Raw genomic sequence first — 16,348 nt, forward strand, 5'->3', positions numbered from 1 at the left:
GCTCTCTCAGGATTCGCGCGACATGAGTTCGGCGGCGAGCGCGCGATAGGCGGCGGCGCCGGACGAGGATGGATCGTAGTCGAGGACGGACTGGGCGTGGGACGGCGCCTCGCTCAGCCGGACGTTGCGGGGGATCACTGTCTGGAACACGAGGTCACCAAGGTTTTCGCGGGCGTCGGCCTCGACCATCTGGGCCAGGCTGGTGCGCCGGTCGACCATGGTGAGGGCCACCCCCTCGATCCGAAGGCTGGGATTGGCAGTCTGCCGGACCTCACGGATCGTCAGCATGAGCTGGGACAGTCCCTCAAGGGCGAAGAACTCGCTTTGCAACGGGACAAGCACCGACTGGGCCGCGACCAGGGCGTTGATGGTCAGCACGTTCAGGGACGGCGGACAGTCGATCAGGATATAATCGAGCGCAAGTTCGCCCATCAGCGGCTGGCGCAGAGCGCCGCGCAGGAGCGTCGTGCGGCCCTGGCGGTCACCCAGCTCCAGATCGGCCCCGCTCAGATCCGAGGTCGCCGGGATCAGGAGAAGATTGGGAGTCGCGGTTTCGTGCACGGCGTCCTGAGGACTGGCCTCGCCCAGCAGGAACTCAAACGAGGTCACGTTTCGGTCTTCGGGCGGGATGCCCAGCCCGGTTGACGCATTACCCTGCGGATCGAGGTCCACGAGAAGCACGCGGCGGTCCCGGCGGGCCAGGGCAGCCCCCAGGTTGATCGCGGTGGTGGTCTTGCCGACGCCGCCCTTTTGGTTGGCGACGGCGATGATCCTGGCGGCCTTGCGCTGTTCAGCCATGGGCCAGTCCCGTGAGGCGAAGAATGCGAGCGGCTGGATCGGTTCGGCTCGGCACCGCCTCGACCTCGAAACGCCAGCCTGCGGTCCGTGCCGCATCCAGTTCGGCGGCATGATCGCGGCCCTTGGGAAGGAGCGCGGTACCGCCAGGGGCGAGATGCCGGGCGACGAACGGCAGCAGCGTCGCCAAGGGCGCAAGCGCGCGTGCGGAGACGACATCGGCAGCCTGTGGGGGGGCTGTCTCGACCCGCTGGTCGAGGATCAGGGCAGAAAGGCCCAGTTCCCGCACGGCAGTGCGCAGGAAGGCGCATTTGCGTCCGTCGCTTTCGATGAGCGTCACCTTGGGCGACCCGGCCTCGGTTGCCAGGATGGCAATGACGAGGCCTGGGAACCCGCCCCCCGCGCCCAGGTCGGCCCAAGCCTTTGCCCCCACCGGGGAGAGCGGCCAAAGTTGGGCCGAGTCGAGAATGTGCCGCGTCCAGAGGTCGGGAACCGTGGCAGGCGAGATCAGGTTGATCTTTTCCGTCCACCGACGGACCAGAGAATCCAAGGCGTCCAGCCGTTCCAGCGTGACCGGGGACAGATCGAGTCCGGCTAGATCGCGGGTCGTGGTCATGCGGCAAGGCCGTCTGCCCGCTTGCGCAGCCGGGCGGTCAGGAGGAGCAGCGCCGACGGAGTCATGCCGTCGATCTCGGCTGCATGGCGAAGCGTGGCCGGTCGCTGCCGCTCCAGCTTTTGGCGAAGCTCGATGGACAGGCCGGGAACAGCCGCATAGTCGAAGTCCTCTGGCAGCCGTGTCGCCTCCTCGCGCCGGAGTTGGGCAATGTCGCGCTCCTGCCGGTCGAGGTAGGTGGCGTACTGTGCCTCGCGCTTGATCTGGTCGCGGATGGGCGTTGCAGGCAGGGGCAGCGCAGGATCCAGCCTGGCCAGATGCTCCCAGGTCGCATCGGTAAGGGCGAGGGTCTGGAGACCGTCGCGCGACTCTCCGTCCGGATTGAGGTTGAGGCCGGCCGAAGCGATCCGGCGGGCGGTGAACCGGCAGGCACGAAGGGCAGCGCGCGTGGCATCCAGCGCCTCGGTCTTGATGCTGAACGCCTGCCAGCGGCTGTCACCCACGCAGCCCCACTCACGCCCCTCGGGCGTCAGCCGCTGGTCGGCGTTGTCGACCCGGAGGGACAGGCGGAACTCGGCCCGCGACGTGAACATCCGGTACGGTTCCGCCACCCCGCGCGAGGTCAGGTCGTCGATCATGACGCCGATATACGAGCCTGATCGGCTGAACTCGGCCGCGGCCTTATCCTGAGAGGCCCGCGCGGCATTGAGCCCCGCGACAAGACCCTGGGCGGCGGCTTCCTCGTAACCCGTCGTGCCGTTGATCTGGCCCGCCAGGTAAAGGCCGGGCAGAGCCCTGACCTCCAGCGACAGCGTGAGGGCGCGCGGGTCGACGTAGTCGTACTCGATCGCGTAGCCAGGCTGGGTGATGACGGCGTGTTCCAGGCCCTCGATGGAGCGGACGTAATCCTCCTGCACCTCGGCGGGAAGCGAGGTGGAGATGCCGTTCGGATAAACGGTCGGGTCGTCCAGACCCTCGGGCTCGAGGAAGATCTGGTGCGAGTCCTTGTCGGCGAAGCGCACCACCTTGTCCTCGATGGACGGGCAGTAGCGTGGGCCCACGCCTTGAATATGGCCGCCATACATCGCCGACCGGTCGAGGTTCGCGCGGATGATGTCATGTGTACGGGCGTTCGTGTGCGTGATGCCACAGGCAATCTGCGGAACCATCGGACCATCGCTGAGGAAGCTCAGCATCGCAGGGTCGTCGTCGCCCTCCTGCCGTTCCAGCCTGTCCCAGGCGATGGTCCGGCCATCGAGGCGCGGCGGCGTCCCGGTCTTGAGGCGGCCCATGGGAAGGTCCATGCCATAGAGGCGGTCGGCGAGTGCCTTGGAAGGCGGCTCACCCACTCGGCCGCCGGGGCGAGAGCGGTCGCCCACGTGGATTACGCCGTTCAGGAAGGTGCCGGTGGTCAGGACCACGGCCTTGGCGGGGATCTGCGATCCGTCGGCCAGGGCGACACCGCGCACGCGATCCCCTTCGACGATCAGGTCGGCGGCCTCGCCTTCGAGGAGGTCCAAGTTCGGACAGGCAGCCAGTTCGGCCTGCACGGCCTCTCGATAGAGCTTGCGGTCAGCCTGGGTCCGGGGGCCCTGGACGGCCGGACCCTTGGACCGGTTCAGGAGGCGGAACTGGATGCCAGCCCGGTCGGCCATGCGGCCCATGATACCGTCGAGGGCATCGACCTCGCGAACCAAGTGGCCCTTGCCGAGGCCCCCGATGGCCGGGTTGCAGGACATGACGCCCACGGAGGCGAGCCTAAGGCTGAGAAGGAGGGTGCGCGCGCCTGCGCGGGCCGACGCATGCGCAGCCTCGCAGCCGGCATGGCCGCCGCCCACCACGATGACGTCGTAACCCTGTTCCACGTGAAACACCGCCTCACTTACCGATGCAGAAGCTCGAGAAGATTTCGCCGAGTATATCCTCCACCCCGACGCGCCCCACAAGGGCGTCGAGTTGGCGCAGGGCGCGGCGAAGGGTTTCGGCGACGATCTCCACCGCCGCGCCGATGTCGATGAGAGCGCGGGTTTCGTCAAGGAGGTTCGCGGCGTCGAGCATGGCGCGGGCGTGACGTTCGCGCAAGCCGACGCCGAGGCCAGTGGTGCGGTCGGACAGGCGGCGACCGATTTCGGCTACTAGGGCGTCGATGCCGTCGCCGGTCCGACCGGAGATGGCGAGACCGGGGCCAGTGGCGAGGTCGGCCTTGGCAAGGACGACGAGGTCGTCCGGGCCGGGCTCCGGGGCCGTCTCGCCCGCGAGGTGCAGATGGACGCGGAGGTCGGCCATCGCGGCGCGGGCGCGGGCGCGCTCGATGCCGATCGCCTCGATGGGGTCCTGTGCCTCGCGAAGGCCTGCGGTGTCGATCAGGGTGACGGGAAGGCCGGACAGGTCCATGCGCACCTCGATCACGTCGCGGGTGGTGCCAGCGATTTCGGAGGTGATGGCGGCTTCGCGCCCGGCAAGCCGGTTGAGGAGCGTGGACTTGCCCACATTCGGGGCGCCGACGATGGCGACCTCGAAGCCCTCGCGCAAGCGTTCGGCGATGCGGGCGCCCTGGGCTTCGGTGCGGAGTTCCTCCTCAAGAAGGACGACGAGTTCCAGGACCTCGGGCCAGACGTCCTCGGGCACATCCTCGTCGGAGAAGTCGATGGTGGCCTCGACCAGCGCCACGGCGCGGAGAAGGCGGGCGCGCCACTCCTCGGCCTTGCGGCCCAGGGCGCCAGCAAAGACGCGCATGGCCTGACGGCGCTGGCCTTCCGTCTCGGCGGACAGCAGATCCGCCAGCCCTTCGACCTGCGCGAGGTCGAGACGGCCATTTTCCAACGCCCGACGGGTGAACTCGCCCGCTTCGGCGGAGCGGAGGCCAGGTTGCGAGGCCAAGGTCCTGAGGATGGCCGCGACCACCGCGGGCGCGCCGTGGCAATGAAGCTCGACCACAGCCTCGCCGGTGAAGCTGCGCTGGGGTGCGAAGGTCAGGACCAAGGCCTGATCCAGAGCCTCCCCGGAAGGGTCGCGCAGGGTGCGGAGGGAACGGCCATGCTGGGGCAGTTCCCCGGCCAGGGCGGCCGCGGCAGAATGCGCCGCCGGCCCCGAGATGCGGAGGACCGCGATCCCCGCCCGGCCGGGCGCGGTGGCCAGGGCGAAGATCGTGTCCATGGCCGGCGCGTCAGGCGTTCATCGAGTCGAAGAAGTCCGAGTTCGTCTTCGTCTGCTTGAGCTTGGAGATCAGGAACTCGATGGCGTCGGTGGTGCCCATCGGGTTGAGGATCCGACGCAGGACGTAGGTCTTGGCGAGGTCCGCCTTCTCGACCAGCAGGTCCTCCTTCCGGGTGCCGGACTTGAGGATGTCCATCGCCGGGAAGACGCGCTTGTCGGCGACCTTGCGGTCGAGGACGATCTCCGAGTTACCGGTGCCCTTGAACTCTTCGAAGATGACCTCGTCCATCCGGCTGCCGGTGTCGATCAGCGCGGTGGCGATGATGGTGAGCGAGCCGCCTTCCTCGATGTTGCGGGCCGCACCGAAGAAGCGCTTGGGCCGCTGGAGGGCGTTCGCATCCACACCGCCGGTCAGCACCTTGCCCGAGGATGGCACGACCGTGTTGTAGGCGCGGCCCAGGCGGGTGATCGAGTCGAGAAGGATCACCACGTCGCGCTTGTGTTCGACAAGGCGCTTGGCCTTCTCGATCACCATCTCGGCCACGGCCACGTGGCGCGTCGCGGGCTCGTCGAAGGTGGAGGAGATGACCTCGCCCTTCACGGAGCGCTGCATGTCGGTAACCTCCTCGGGCCGCTCGTCGATGAGCAGCACGATCAGGTAGACCTCCGGGTGGTTCTGCGCGATCGAATGCGCGATGTTCTGCAGGAGCACCGTCTTGCCGGTGCGGGGCGGCGCCACGATCAGGCCGCGCTGGCCCTTTCCGATGGGGGCCACGAGGTCGATGATGCGGCCCGAGCGGTCCTTGAGCGTGGGATCGGTCTCGATCTCCATCTGCAGGCGCTGGTCGGGGTAGAGCGGCGTCAGGTTCTCGAAGGCGACCTTGTGGCGGGCGCGCTCGGGCTCCTCGAAGTTGATGCGCTCCACGCTCATCAAGGCGAAGTAGCGCTCGTTGTCGTTGGGCTCCTGGATGACGCCGGACACGGTGTCGCCGGTGCGGAGCGAATACTGCCGGATCATCTCGGGCGAGACGTAGATGTCATCGGGGCCGGGAAGGTAGTTCGCCTCGGGGCTGCGGAGGAAGCCGAAGCCGTCCTGCAGCACCTCGAGGACGCCGTCGCCGCCGATGACCCATTCCTCGTCCGCGCGCTCCTTGAGGATGGCGAACATCATGTCGCCCTTGCGCATGGTCGAGGCGTTCTCGATCTCGAGCTCCTCGGCCAGGGCCAGAAGGTCCTTGGGGCTCTGGGCCTTGAGGTCGGCAAGGTTGAGACGGTCTTGGGTCATGGAAATCCTGATGGTCCTGCACGACCGCGAACAGCCCAGCAGGGCGGCGGTCGGGACGAAGCTATGCGCGTGAAATGCCGTTCCCGGACGGGAGGGCAGATCACAGATAAGCATTCCCAGCGAGGCCGTCAATCGGCTGCCTAGAACGGCTTCACGATCACCATGACGACGATGATGAGGAGGAGCAGCGTCGGCACTTCGTTGGCGATGCGGAAGGTCCGGCCCGTGCGGGTATTGCCGCCTGCAGCGAAATCGCGGGTCCGGGCCCGGCACCATTCGTGGAACCCCGTCAAGGCGGCCACCCCCGCAAGCTTCACCCAAAGCCACCCGGAGGTCCACCAGCCGCCCGAAGCCACGAGCACGAGGCCAAGTGTCCAGGTTGCGATCATTGCCGGTCGCATGATCAGGCGGAGGAGCTTGTCCTCCATGACCCGGAATGTCTGGTCCAGCTCCGAACCGGGTGTGGCCCGCTCCGCATGGTAGACGAAAAGCCGGGGCAGATAGAACAGGCCCGCCATCCAGGCGACCATCGCGACCACATGCGCGGCCTTGATCCAGAGATACAGGGCAGGAAGCCAGTCGAGCATGCGTGTCCCATGATGGCGCTTCTTCCTTTTCTTAGACTCCGGAGGAGAAGGGAAGTGGATGGCGGTTGTACTGTGGAAAACAGCACGGTCGCTGCCTGGCCCCCAGAACCGTCCACAGGCGAATCAACAGGTCTTGCGTGTGGCAAAGGCACGATTACCGGTTCAACCGGCATGTTTACTGGGATTCCCGAGCCAACGGCCAGAGACCGCGCATGCGATGAATCCGAGTCGTCCCCAGGCCGGAGTTATCCTCATCCACGGTGGGGGACTCGGGCTGGAGAAGGAACCGGGGGCATGAGTCGCGCGCACCCCTTCCCCCTGCCCGCCGAGTCGTCCAGATTGTCCCGCGTTCCGTCCCCAATTGCCCGCAGGGTTGTCCACATGCCGCGCGAAAATCTCGTGCTCGCTTCCGGCTCTTCCACGCGGGCCACAATGCTCAAGGCCGCCGGCCTGGAGTTCGACGTTCTGGTACCCCGGGTGGACGAGGACGCCCTGAAGGAGGCGTTGACGGCCGAGGGCGCGCCGCCGCGCGACATCGCCGACGCCCTGGCCGAGATGAAGGCCGCGCGGGTCGCGCCCCGTCGGCCCGAGGCCCTCACCCTGGGATGCGACCAGACCCTGTCCTGCGACGGCCGGCTCTTTTCCAAGCCCGCCACGCCCCAAGAGGCGCGTGCGCAGCTTCACGACCTGATGGGCCAAACGCATCGGCTCCACTCCGCCGCCGTGATCTATCAGGGCGAGGAACCGGTCTGGCGCCATGTGTCCGAGGCTCGGCTCACCATGGGGCGGCTGTCGGACGAATGGATCGACGGCTACCTTGCCCGCAGCTGGGAGCGCGTCCGGCATTCGGTCGGCGCCTATCAGATCGAGGCAGAGGGCATACGGCTCTTCACACGGATCGACGGGGACCATTTCACGATCCTGGGCCTGCCCTTGCTGCCCCTCTTGTCTTTCCTTTCGCTGCGCGGGAGCATTCCGTCATGACCCATGGATTTCCCCTGGCCGGCGTCGTCGGGCGCCCTATCGCGCATTCGCGGTCGCCCCGCCTGCACCGCCACTGGCTGGCCCGTCATGGGATCGCAGGCGATTATGTGGCCATGGAGATCGGCGAGGGTGATCTCGAGCAGGTTCTCCGTATCCTGCCCAGGGCGGGGTTCCGGGGGGTGAACGTCACCATCCCGCACAAGATGGCAGCGCTGTCCCTGGCCGACGAGGCGACCGACCGCGCCCGGCAGATCGGGGCGGCCAACCTTCTCGTCTTCGAAGGAAACCGCATCCTGGCGGATAACACGGATGGCGAAGGGTTCCTCAATTCGGTGCGCCAAGGAGCGCCCGGTTGGGATCCCTCCACGGGAGCAGCCACGGTGCTTGGCGCCGGAGGCGCGGCACGGGCGGTGATTGTCACGCTTCTCGAGGCCGGAGCGCCCGAGATCCTGCTCACCAATCGCACCCGCGCCACGGCCGAGGGACTGCGCGACGAGTTCGGCGACCGGATCCGCGTCTTCGATTGGGTCAAGGCGGGGAACGCCGTCGAGGAAGGCACGATGGTGGTGAACACCACGTCACTCGGCATGCTGGGCAACCCCGAGCTGCGGGTTCCGCTCGACGGCTTGCGCCCCGGGCAGGTTGTGACCGATCTGGTCTACTCCCCCTTGGAAACGCGCCTTCTGCAGCAAGCGCGCAAGGCTGGGGCCCAGGGTGTCGACGGCCTGGGGATGCTGCTTCATCAGGCCGCTCCGGCTTTTGAGAGGTGGTTCGGACTCCGGCCACAGGTGGACGACGCGCTGCGCGCCGCCGTTCTGGCCTGATGGGCTTCGTCCTGGGGCTGACCGGCTCCATCGGCATGGGCAAGTCGACCACCGCTGCGATGTTCCGCGACGAAGGGCTGGCCGTCTGGGATGCCGATGCGGCGGTCCATTCTCTTTACGCCCGGGGGGGCGCGGCGGTCTCCGGCGTGGCGCGGCTGGTGCCCATGGCGGTGACGGAGGCCGGGGTGGATCGACCCGCGCTGCGCTTGGCGCTGGAGGCGGACCCATCGCTTTTTCCGCGGCTGGAAGCCATCGTTCATCCGCTGGTGGCTGACGACCGAGACCATTTTCTGGCTCGTGAGGACGGCGACATCGTCGTTCTGGACGTGCCGCTGCTTTACGAGCGCGGTATCGACACGGAATGCGATGCAGTCGTCGTGGCTTCGGCATCGCCCGAAACTCAGATGGCGCGGCTCCTTGCCCGTCCCGGACTCGACCGCGCGGGGGCGGAGTTGCTTCTGTCGCGTCAGATGCCCGACCGAGACAAGCGCGCGCGGGCTCGCTGGATCGTGCCGACCGAAACTCTTGAGGGAGCCCGGGCCGCCGTGCGACAGATCGTGTCCGAGATCCGGGGCAGCCTCGGAGCCCATAACCGAAGGGACCGCTGATGCGCGAGATCGTCCTCGACACCGAAACCACGGGCTTCGAGCCCGAGACGGGCGACCGGATCGTGGAGATCGGGGCGGTGGAACTGTTCAACCACATGCCGACCAAGCGGCATTTCCACGTCTACATCAACCCCGAACGGTCCATGCCGCCCGAAGCCTTCGCGGTCCATGGCCTGGGAGACGACTTCCTGCGGGACAAGCCCGTTTTTGCCAAGGTGGCCCAGGACTTCGTGGATTTCATCGGCGACGCGAAGCTTGTCATCCACAACGCCTCCTTCGACATGAAATTCCTGAACCACGAGTTGGGACGGCTGGGCTACCCCCCGATGCCAATGGACCGCGCCATCGACACCGTGCTGATGGCGCGCCGTAAGTTCCCGGGATCGCCAGCGTCGCTCGATGCTCTCTGCCGGAGATTCGGCATCGACAACTCGGCCCGGACGCTCCACGGCGCGCTTCTTGACAGCGAGATCCTGGCCGAGGTCTATCTGGAGCTGATTGGCGGGCGGCAGCCTGATTTCGGCTTGCAAGCTGTGTCCACCACGCCCGCCCGGTCCGAAGCCGCCGCGCAGGTGGACAGCCAGTGGCGTCCCCGTCCACGGCCGCGCGCCCTCCCCTCCCTTCTGACCGAAGAGGAAGCCGCAGCCCATACGGCCTTCGTGGCGGGGTTGGGGGACGGCGCGCTGTGGTCGCGCGGCTGAGAAAGCGCCGCGCCATCGGCGCGGCGTTTCAGGTTCAGGCGTCGAGCCTGGGCGCCGCCTGGGTCTGGGCCCGGCGGGCCAGCTCGTTGCGGTAAAGCGCCACGAAGTCGATCATCTCGAGGTTCAGGGGTGGGAAGCCCCCGTCGCGCGTCACGTCGCTGACGATGCGCCGCAGGAACGGGAAGGTGATGCGCGGGCACTCGATCAGCAGATACGGGTGCATCTGGGCCTCAGGCACGCCCTCGATCTGGAAGACGCCCACATACTCGATCTCGAGCATGAAAAGAACGTCGCCGTTCGCCTTGGTCTTGGAGGTCGCGGTGAGCTTGGTCGTGACTTCGTACTGGTTCTCGCCGCCACGCTTGCGGCCATCCAGGCTGACCTGCACGGCGATCTCGGGGGTGAGGTCACCGGTCACGCCCTTGCGGGCAAGAACGTTCTCGAACGACAGGTCGCGGACATACTGCGTCAGGATGCGCTGGCTGATCCGCGGGGTGGCGGCCGGCGTGGGGGAGGCCCCTTCAGGGGTCTCGGGCGTGTCTTGCATGGGGGTCCTCCCGGGGATCGCAAGCAGGTGTTCTGCCGCGTTCCCCTAGCATCCCCGAATGGGCGTCTCAATGCCACGCAGCCCAGCGGTGGCCGCGGATGGCCTGTCCCGATACGTCAGTGGCGGGTCCATCCCGAAGGGCGATGAGTTGGGCGCTGATGGGGCGGGACCTCCTCCCATTCGGCATCCACCACGCGGTCGCGCTGTGGTCGCGCCTCATGAGGGGCCGCAGTGAAGCTTTCCGTGCGCACTGCCACGATGCGGGCCCCGTGCCGGGCAAAGCGCTTGGCCAGGGCCCGCTGGACGGGCGGCAGGAGCAGCAGAAGGGCCACGACATCGCCCAGGAAGCCCGGCACGATCAGCAGGAGTGCCGCCACGAGCCGAAAGCCACCACGAAGCAGGGCTGGGCGCGGATCGCGACCGGTTCGCAGCGTGCCGCGCATTTGTGCCAGCGCCTCACCACCTTGCCGGCGCAGGAGAGCGACGCCAAGCAGTGCCGCCAAGACCACAAGCAACAAGGTGCCCAGCACCCCGGCCCACTGGCCGACGATCACGAAGCTGGCGATCTCGGCCAGCACAAGGGCCGCGACGAGCAGACGCGCCATGAGCAACCTCCGTTTCAGCAGGATCCAAGCGGTCCGGCTATCCCCTGACAGCGCATGGACTTGATCCCACCCCCGGCATACATAGGTGACCCGAGGTCGTCCCGCTATGGGCGGCCCCGCTCCGGCCACGAGGAACTTCATGAACTCTCCCATCATCCAGCTCCTGGTTCTAGCCGGAATCGCCATCTTCCTGATCCTCCGGCTTCGCAGCGTGCTGGGCAGCCGGGAGGGGTTCGAGAAGCCCCCCGTTGCGATCCCCGAGAACCCGACCCGCCGGTCCCGACCCGAACTCGAAGTGATCGAGGGGCGGCCCGACCGCGACATCACCGACCATGTGCCCGAGGACTCCGAGGCCGCTCGCTCGCTCGCGGCAATGAAGGGGGCTGACTCGTCGTTCAACGTGCGTGAGTTCCTCCAGGGCGCCCGCGCCGCCTACGAGATGATCCTCATGGCCTTTGAACGTGGCGACCTCGCCTCGGTGAAGCCGTTTCTGTCCGACGATGTCTACAACGCCTTGGCGCAGGTGGTGGAGGAGCGGAACCGCAACGGCTACCGCGTCGAGGCAACCTTCGTGGGCGTAAGCGACCTGGCGCTGCGGGACGCGACCTTCGACAAGGTCACCCGCGAGGGCGAGGTTTCGGTCCGCTTCGTGGGCGAGCTGACCTCGGTGGTGCGTGACAGCGCAGGGACCGTGATCGAGGGATCACCCACCGAGATCAAGCGGCAGAAGGATGTCTGGACCTTCGCCCGGACGATGGGATCGAACGATCCCAACTGGATCCTGGTCGCCACAAGCGAATGACGGCGGGGCGCGCAGGGGCTACCGGCGCGCCGGCCTTGTCCCCCATGGCCGCTTCGGCGGGCCGCCGGGTCACCGGTCTGGAGTTTTCCAACCTCAGAGGCTGGGCCGAGGACGATCATGCTTCGGCCTTAAGCGTGTTCTGCGAATCCTGCGGGGACATGCGGGGGGACGATTGGGCCCGGGTCTGCGCAAAGGCCCGTGGGGTGCGGCCCACGGAAGCCAAGGCGTTCTTCGAGGCGACCTTTCGACCGGTTCTGATCGAGGATGATGTCCCGTCGCTGTTCACCGGCTACTACGAACCGGAACTTCATGGTGCCCTTGTACGCTCGGACCGCTTCCATGTTCCCCTCTATGGTCTGCCGCCGGAGCTTCCCAAGTCGGAACCGTGGCTGACTCGCGGGCAGATCGAAGACGGCGCATTGGTCGGACAGGGTCTGGAGATCGCCTGGCTGGACGACCCGGTCGAGGCGTTCTTCCTCCAGGTCCAGGGCTCGGGCCGTATCCGGTTGCCGGATGGGCGGATCATCCGGCTCGGCTACGCCGGGTCCAACCGCCATCCCTACAGTTCCATCGGGCGTGCCCTGATCGAGCGTGGCGCGGTCCGGCCGGAAGAGGCATCGGCCGATGTGGTCAAGGCCTGGCTCGCTGATCACCCGGCGGAGGCGGGGCAGGTGCTGCGGACGAATGCGTCCTTCGTCTTCTTCCGAGAGATCTCCGAGGTTCCAGCCGACCAGGGTCCCTTGGGGACGATGAACCGCCCGGTGACTCCCTTGCGGAGCGTGGCGGTGGACCCCGCCGCCGTTCCCCTTGGGGGCCCCGTGTGGATCGAGGTGCAAGGCCCTGAGCCATTCTGTCGCCTCATGGTGGCCCAGGACACCGGAAGTGCGATCACGGGGGCGCAGCGGGCGGACATCTTCTTCGGCACGGGACCCGACGCGGGCCTGAAGGCCGGCCGTGTCCGTGCAGGGGGCCGCATCGTGGTGCTGCTCCCGGCGCAGCACGCCGAACTCCCGCGGGCCAAGGCTGAGGGACCCTCGTGAGTCGTCGACTTTCCCCGGAGGATCGCGAGCTGTGGGATCGCGTGAAAGGAAGCGCCGTGCCGTTGCATGGGCCGCAGCCGATCCCGTCGCCCTCGCCCCGGGTGCCAGACCCCGTCTCTGCCCCCAGCCCGGTACCAGCAAGTCCCAAGGTCGGGCCCTTCCGTCTGGGGCAGAAGGTGGATCACCGCCGGTCGAACGATCTGCTGCCGGGCCTCGTGGAAGGTCTTGGGCGCATGCCGCTTCGCATGGATGCCGGACAGTATGGCAGGATGACCAAGGGCAAGCTCAGGCCCGAGGGACGGATCGACCTGCACGGCATGACAGTGGCCGAGGCGCATCCCGCGCTTGCGTCCTTCATCTTGGGCTCTCGTGCATCCGGACGTCGGCTGGTTCTGGTCATCACCGGAAAGGGGCGGGTCAGCGACGAGTTTGCGCCCATGCCGGCGCGGGCCGGGCGGCTCCGGCACGACGTGCCGCGGTGGCTCGCGCTGGCGCCCCTGTCCGCGGCTGTGCTGCAGGTCGCGCCAGCCCATCGACGCCACGGTGGGGAAGGCGCGCTCTACGTGTACCTTCGGGCACCCTGACCTGCGGAAACCTTCTGCGGCCGGGCGGCGTTGCGCTGCAGCGCACGTCGCGCCAAGCCACGGACTTATCATGCCAGATCAAACGACCCACGTCGCTCCCAACCGGATCTGCGTGATCTGCAACGAAGGCTCAGGCCGGAACAGCCGCGAGGCGGATGCGATCAAGGCTGCCATGGAGGTGCTGGGCCAGCGGGCCGAGCTACGGCGGGTCAAGGGCGAGGACATCAACGACGCCGCCCGTCAAGCCGTGCGGGACGGGTTCGACGCCATCATCGCAGCAGGTGGGGATGGAACCATCATGACCGTGGCCGGAGCCGTCGCCGGCTCGGGACGCCACTTCGGTGTTCTGCCCCTCGGGACCTTCAACTACTTCGCGCGGGGCTTGGGCATCCCCGAGGATCCGGCGGGCGCCGCCCGGGTGATCCTTGACGGTCTGACAAGGTCGGTGTCGGTCGGGGACGTCAACGGCCACGTTTTCCTGAACAATATCAGCCTTGGCATCTATCCCGCCATCCTGCGCGCCCGCGAGGACGTGTACGCCCGCTGGGGGCGGCGCCGGATCGCGGCGCACTGGTCCGCCGTCAAGACCTTCGTGCGCTTCCAGCGGCCCCTGTTCCTCAACATGCAGGCTGATGGCCAAGAGATCCGGGTCCGAACGCCGCTGCTGTTCGTGGCCCGGTCCGCCTACCAGCTCGAGAGCTTCGGTCTCGCCGGGGTGGACTGCGTGGCCCAGGGACGCTTCGCGGTGTTCGTGGCGCATGACACCGGCCGTGTCGGGATGTTCAACAAGGCGTTCCGCCTCGTGCGGCGGAGCATGCGCGAAGGACGCGATTTCGACCTGGTCTGCGCCGAGGACGTGACCATCGCCACCCGCTCGCGTCACCTGACCGTGGCGTGCGACGGCGAGAAGATCCGCATGAAGACCCCGCTCCGGCTGAAGATGCGTCACGATGCCATCGAGGTCTTTGCGCCCGCCGAGGCCGCCTCAGGGGCGGAGAACGCACCCGAGTCCACCGGGGCGGCGGCATGAGGCGGATTCTCCACCTGTCCGATCTTCATTTCGGACGCACCCGGCCCGATCTGCTCGAACCCTTGATCGCGCTGGCGGCCGGCTTGTCCCCTGATCTCGTGGTGATCTCGGGTGACTTCACGCAGCGTGCCAGGCGAAGCCAGTTCGTTGAAGCGGCCCGGTTCCTTGACCGACTTCGCTCGCCTTGGCTGGCCGTGCCCGGGAACCACGACGTATCGCTGGACAACATGGTGGTTCGGCTTCTCGACCCGTGGGGGCGTTATCGCAGCCTGATCCACCACGACCTCTGCCCGCGCCACGAGGACGAGGAGGTCACCGTCATCGGCCTCAATACCGTGAACCGCTACGCCCATCAGGCGGGACGGATCGGCCGGTCACAGCTTCGGGCGATTGCCGCGTCCCATGACGAGAACCCGCAGAAAACGCTGGTGGTCGTGATGCACCACCCGCCCGAGCACCCCGTGGGCTCGGACAAGCGGCTCATGCGTCACTCGGGCAAAGGCGTGGAGGCGTTGGTACAGGCGGGGGCCGATATCGTCCTGACGGGTCATCTGCACAACGCGCACGTGGCCCCCCTGACCGCCGCGCCGGGGATCCTGCTGGTTCAAGCGGGCACCGGGCTGTCCACGCGCCTGCGGAACGAGGCCAACACCCTCAACTTCCTGACCCTTGAGGCCGGGCATGTCCAAGTGGACCGCTACGCGGCCTTCGCTACGCCATCCTTCGAGGTGATCGAGACGGCCTGGTTCGCACGAGACCTTACGGACCCCAAGAGCTCCTGGGAGTCCTTGTCCGGCATGGCCCCGACCCGCCTCGCTCAGAGCACATAGCGGCCAAGGTCCGCGCGAGCCATCAAGGCACCCAGGTGCTTTTCCACGAAGGTAGAGTCGACCGTGACCTTGTCGCCACCGCGGTCCGGGGCTGCGAAGCTCAGATCCTCGAAGACGCGCTCCATGACCGTATAGAGCCGGCGGGCACCGATATTCTCCACGCTGCGGTTCACCTCGGCGGCGATGCGGGCGAGGGCGGCGATGCCGTCCTCCGTGAAGGTAACCTCGACGCCCTCGGTGGCCATCAGGCCCGCATACTGGCGTGTCAGAGCGTTCTCGGTTTCGGTCAGGATGCGAACGAAGTCCCCTTCGGTCAGCGGCTGCAGCTCGACCCGGATGGGCAGCCGGCCCTGCAACTCGGGAAGAAGGTCCGACGGCTTGGCGATGTGAAACGCCCCCGAGGCGATGAACAGGATGTGGTCGGTTTTCACGGGGCCGTATTTCGTGGAGACCGTGGTGCCCTCGATCAAGGGCAGGAGGTCGCGCTGCACGCCTTCGCGGCTCACATCGGCCCCGCGCGTCTCGGCGCGGGCGCAGACCTTGTCGATCTCGTCCAGGAAGACGATGCCGTTCTGCTCCACCGCCTCGAGCGCGGCGCGCGTCACTGTTTCATCGTCCAAGAGCTTGTCGGCTTCCTCGTTCAGGAGGATGTCATAGCTCTCTGCCACGGTGGTGCGCTTGCGCGTCGTGCGGCGGAGCGCCTTGCCGAACAGATCGCCCAGGCTCGCCATCGCAAGGCCCTGGCTGCCCGGCAGGTCGAGGCCGGGTGGCAGACCCATGGGGCTGGACGTGTCGTTCACCTCGAGCTCGATGACGGTGTCATCCAACTCTCCGGCCTTCAGCTTGCGGCGAAAGGCCTCGCGGGTGCCGGGGCGGGCATCCTCTCCGGCGATGGCGGTGATGACGCGATCTTCGGCGGCCTGGAATGCCCGGCTTCTCACATCCTCGCGCATCTGTTCGCGCGTCTGGACGATGGCGGCGTCCATGAGATCGCGGACGATCTGCTCCACGTCCCGGCCGACATAGCCCACCTCGGTGAACTTGGTGGCCTCGACCTTGAGAAAGGGGGCCCTGGCCAGCCGCGCCAGGCGGCGGGAGATCTCGGTCTTGCCGACACCGGTCGGCCCGATCATCAGGATGTTCTTGGGCGTCACCTCCTGCGCGAGGTCGGGGGCGAGCTGCTTGCGCCGCCAGCGGCTCCGCAGCGCGACGGCCACGGCCCGTTTTGCGGCATCCTGCCCGATGATGAAGCGGTCGAGTTCGGAGACGATCTCGCGGGGGGTCAGGTCGGTCATGGTGGCCTTTGGGTCGAATGATGGGTCAAAGCCCAGATGGGCGCTGGGTACGACAGGCTCAA

Annotated in this window: 18 protein-coding genes; 9 read left to right on the top strand and 9 right to left on the bottom strand. The window is 67.4% G+C overall.

Annotation, left to right across the window (positions count from 1 at the left end; all coding sequences use genetic code 11):
* Positions 1-6 precede the first annotated feature (6 nt).
* The 6 genes from FHG66_RS14880 to hemJ all read right to left on the bottom strand — a co-directional run bounded on the left by FHG66_RS14880 (position 7) and on the right by hemJ (position 6,436).
* A complete protein-coding gene (locus FHG66_RS14880) occupies positions 7-798 on the bottom strand; it encodes a ParA family protein (protein ID WP_139077854.1) in 792 nt (263 codons plus the stop codon).
* Positions 791-1,411 (bottom strand): 16S rRNA (guanine(527)-N(7))-methyltransferase RsmG, encoded by a 621-nt coding sequence (rsmG, locus tag FHG66_RS14885; RefSeq protein ID WP_139077855.1) that lies wholly within the window; start codon positions 1,409-1,411, stop codon positions 791-793. The genes FHG66_RS14880 and rsmG overlap by 8 nt, the downstream gene beginning before the upstream one ends.
* Positions 1,408-3,282 (bottom strand): tRNA uridine-5-carboxymethylaminomethyl(34) synthesis enzyme MnmG, encoded by a 1,875-nt coding sequence (mnmG, locus tag FHG66_RS14890; protein WP_139077856.1) that lies wholly within the window; start codon positions 3,280-3,282, stop codon positions 1,408-1,410. Before mnmG ends, rsmG begins: the two co-directional genes overlap by 4 nt.
* A gap of 4 nt (positions 3,283-3,286) precedes the next feature.
* Complete coding sequence (gene mnmE / locus FHG66_RS14895) at positions 3,287-4,564, bottom strand: tRNA uridine-5-carboxymethylaminomethyl(34) synthesis GTPase MnmE (protein WP_139077857.1); 1,278 nt, start codon at positions 4,562-4,564, stop codon at positions 3,287-3,289.
* A gap of 10 nt (positions 4,565-4,574) precedes the next feature.
* Complete coding sequence (rho, locus tag FHG66_RS14900) at positions 4,575-5,849, bottom strand: transcription termination factor Rho (RefSeq protein ID WP_139077858.1); 1,275 nt, start codon at positions 5,847-5,849, stop codon at positions 4,575-4,577.
* Positions 5,850-5,989: 140 nt separating this feature from the next.
* Complete coding sequence (hemJ, locus tag FHG66_RS14905; RefSeq protein ID WP_139077859.1) at positions 5,990-6,436, bottom strand: protoporphyrinogen oxidase HemJ; 447 nt, start codon at positions 6,434-6,436, stop codon at positions 5,990-5,992.
* Between the two features lie 381 nt (positions 6,437-6,817).
* Here hemJ and FHG66_RS14910 point away from each other — a divergent pair, with 381 nt between their 5' ends.
* From FHG66_RS14910 to dnaQ, 4 genes are read left to right on the top strand one after another with little or no spacing between them, the layout of a single operon-like run.
* The gene (locus tag FHG66_RS14910) at positions 6,818-7,420 is read left to right on the top strand and encodes a Maf family protein (RefSeq protein WP_139077860.1); all 603 of its coding nucleotides are present in this window, start codon (positions 6,818-6,820) and stop codon (positions 7,418-7,420) included.
* Positions 7,417-8,244, top strand: a complete 828-nt coding sequence (locus tag FHG66_RS14915) for a shikimate dehydrogenase (RefSeq protein ID WP_139077861.1) — start codon at positions 7,417-7,419, stop codon at positions 8,242-8,244. Before FHG66_RS14910 ends, FHG66_RS14915 begins: the two co-directional genes overlap by 4 nt.
* Entirely contained in the window at positions 8,244-8,852 is a 609-nt protein-coding gene (gene coaE / locus FHG66_RS14920) for a dephospho-CoA kinase (RefSeq protein ID WP_139077862.1), read from the top strand. The genes FHG66_RS14915 and coaE overlap by 1 nt, the downstream gene beginning before the upstream one ends.
* Positions 8,852-9,553: a DNA polymerase III subunit epsilon gene (gene dnaQ, locus FHG66_RS14925; RefSeq protein WP_139077863.1), complete on the top strand. Its 702-nt coding sequence runs from the start codon at positions 8,852-8,854 to the stop codon at positions 9,551-9,553. Before coaE ends, dnaQ begins: the two co-directional genes overlap by 1 nt.
* A gap of 34 nt (positions 9,554-9,587) precedes the next feature.
* Here the strand turns inward: dnaQ and secB are convergent, their stop codons facing one another.
* Complete coding sequence (gene secB / locus FHG66_RS14930) at positions 9,588-10,100, bottom strand: protein-export chaperone SecB (RefSeq protein WP_139077864.1); 513 nt, start codon at positions 10,098-10,100, stop codon at positions 9,588-9,590.
* A gap of 116 nt (positions 10,101-10,216) precedes the next feature.
* A complete protein-coding gene (locus tag FHG66_RS14935; RefSeq protein WP_176556271.1) occupies positions 10,217-10,705 on the bottom strand; it encodes an FxsA family protein in 489 nt (162 codons plus the stop codon).
* A gap of 139 nt (positions 10,706-10,844) precedes the next feature.
* Between FHG66_RS14935 and FHG66_RS14940 the strand changes: the two genes are divergently transcribed.
* The 5 genes from FHG66_RS14940 to FHG66_RS14960 all read left to right on the top strand — a co-directional run bounded on the left by FHG66_RS14940 (position 10,845) and on the right by FHG66_RS14960 (position 14,991).
* Positions 10,845-11,507: a Tim44/TimA family putative adaptor protein gene (locus tag FHG66_RS14940; protein ID WP_139077866.1), complete on the top strand. Its 663-nt coding sequence runs from the start codon at positions 10,845-10,847 to the stop codon at positions 11,505-11,507.
* 44 nt (positions 11,508-11,551) lie between these two features.
* Positions 11,552-12,547, top strand: a complete 996-nt coding sequence (gene mltA, locus FHG66_RS14945; protein WP_246082627.1) for a murein transglycosylase A — start codon at positions 11,552-11,554, stop codon at positions 12,545-12,547.
* Positions 12,544-13,131, top strand: coding sequence for a Smr/MutS family protein (locus tag FHG66_RS14950; protein ID WP_139077868.1), 588 nt, complete (start codon positions 12,544-12,546; stop codon positions 13,129-13,131). Before mltA ends, FHG66_RS14950 begins: the two co-directional genes overlap by 4 nt.
* Positions 13,132-13,201: 70 nt before the next feature.
* Entirely contained in the window at positions 13,202-14,161 is a 960-nt protein-coding gene (locus tag FHG66_RS14955; RefSeq protein WP_139077869.1) for a diacylglycerol/lipid kinase family protein, read from the top strand.
* Complete coding sequence (locus FHG66_RS14960) at positions 14,158-14,991, top strand: metallophosphoesterase family protein (protein WP_139077870.1); 834 nt, start codon at positions 14,158-14,160, stop codon at positions 14,989-14,991. The genes FHG66_RS14955 and FHG66_RS14960 overlap by 4 nt, the downstream gene beginning before the upstream one ends.
* Here the strand turns inward: FHG66_RS14960 and hslU are convergent.
* Positions 14,979-16,286: an ATP-dependent protease ATPase subunit HslU gene (hslU, locus tag FHG66_RS14965; RefSeq protein WP_139077871.1), complete on the bottom strand. Its 1,308-nt coding sequence runs from the start codon at positions 16,284-16,286 to the stop codon at positions 14,979-14,981. The two genes, FHG66_RS14960 and hslU, sit on opposite strands and share 13 nt — an antisense overlap.
* Between the last annotated feature and the right edge of the window lie 62 nt (positions 16,287-16,348).

The organism is Rubellimicrobium rubrum (assembly GCF_006152115.1).
GTDB classification, from domain to species: Bacteria; Pseudomonadota; Alphaproteobacteria; order Rhodobacterales; family Rhodobacteraceae; genus Rubellimicrobium; species Rubellimicrobium rubrum.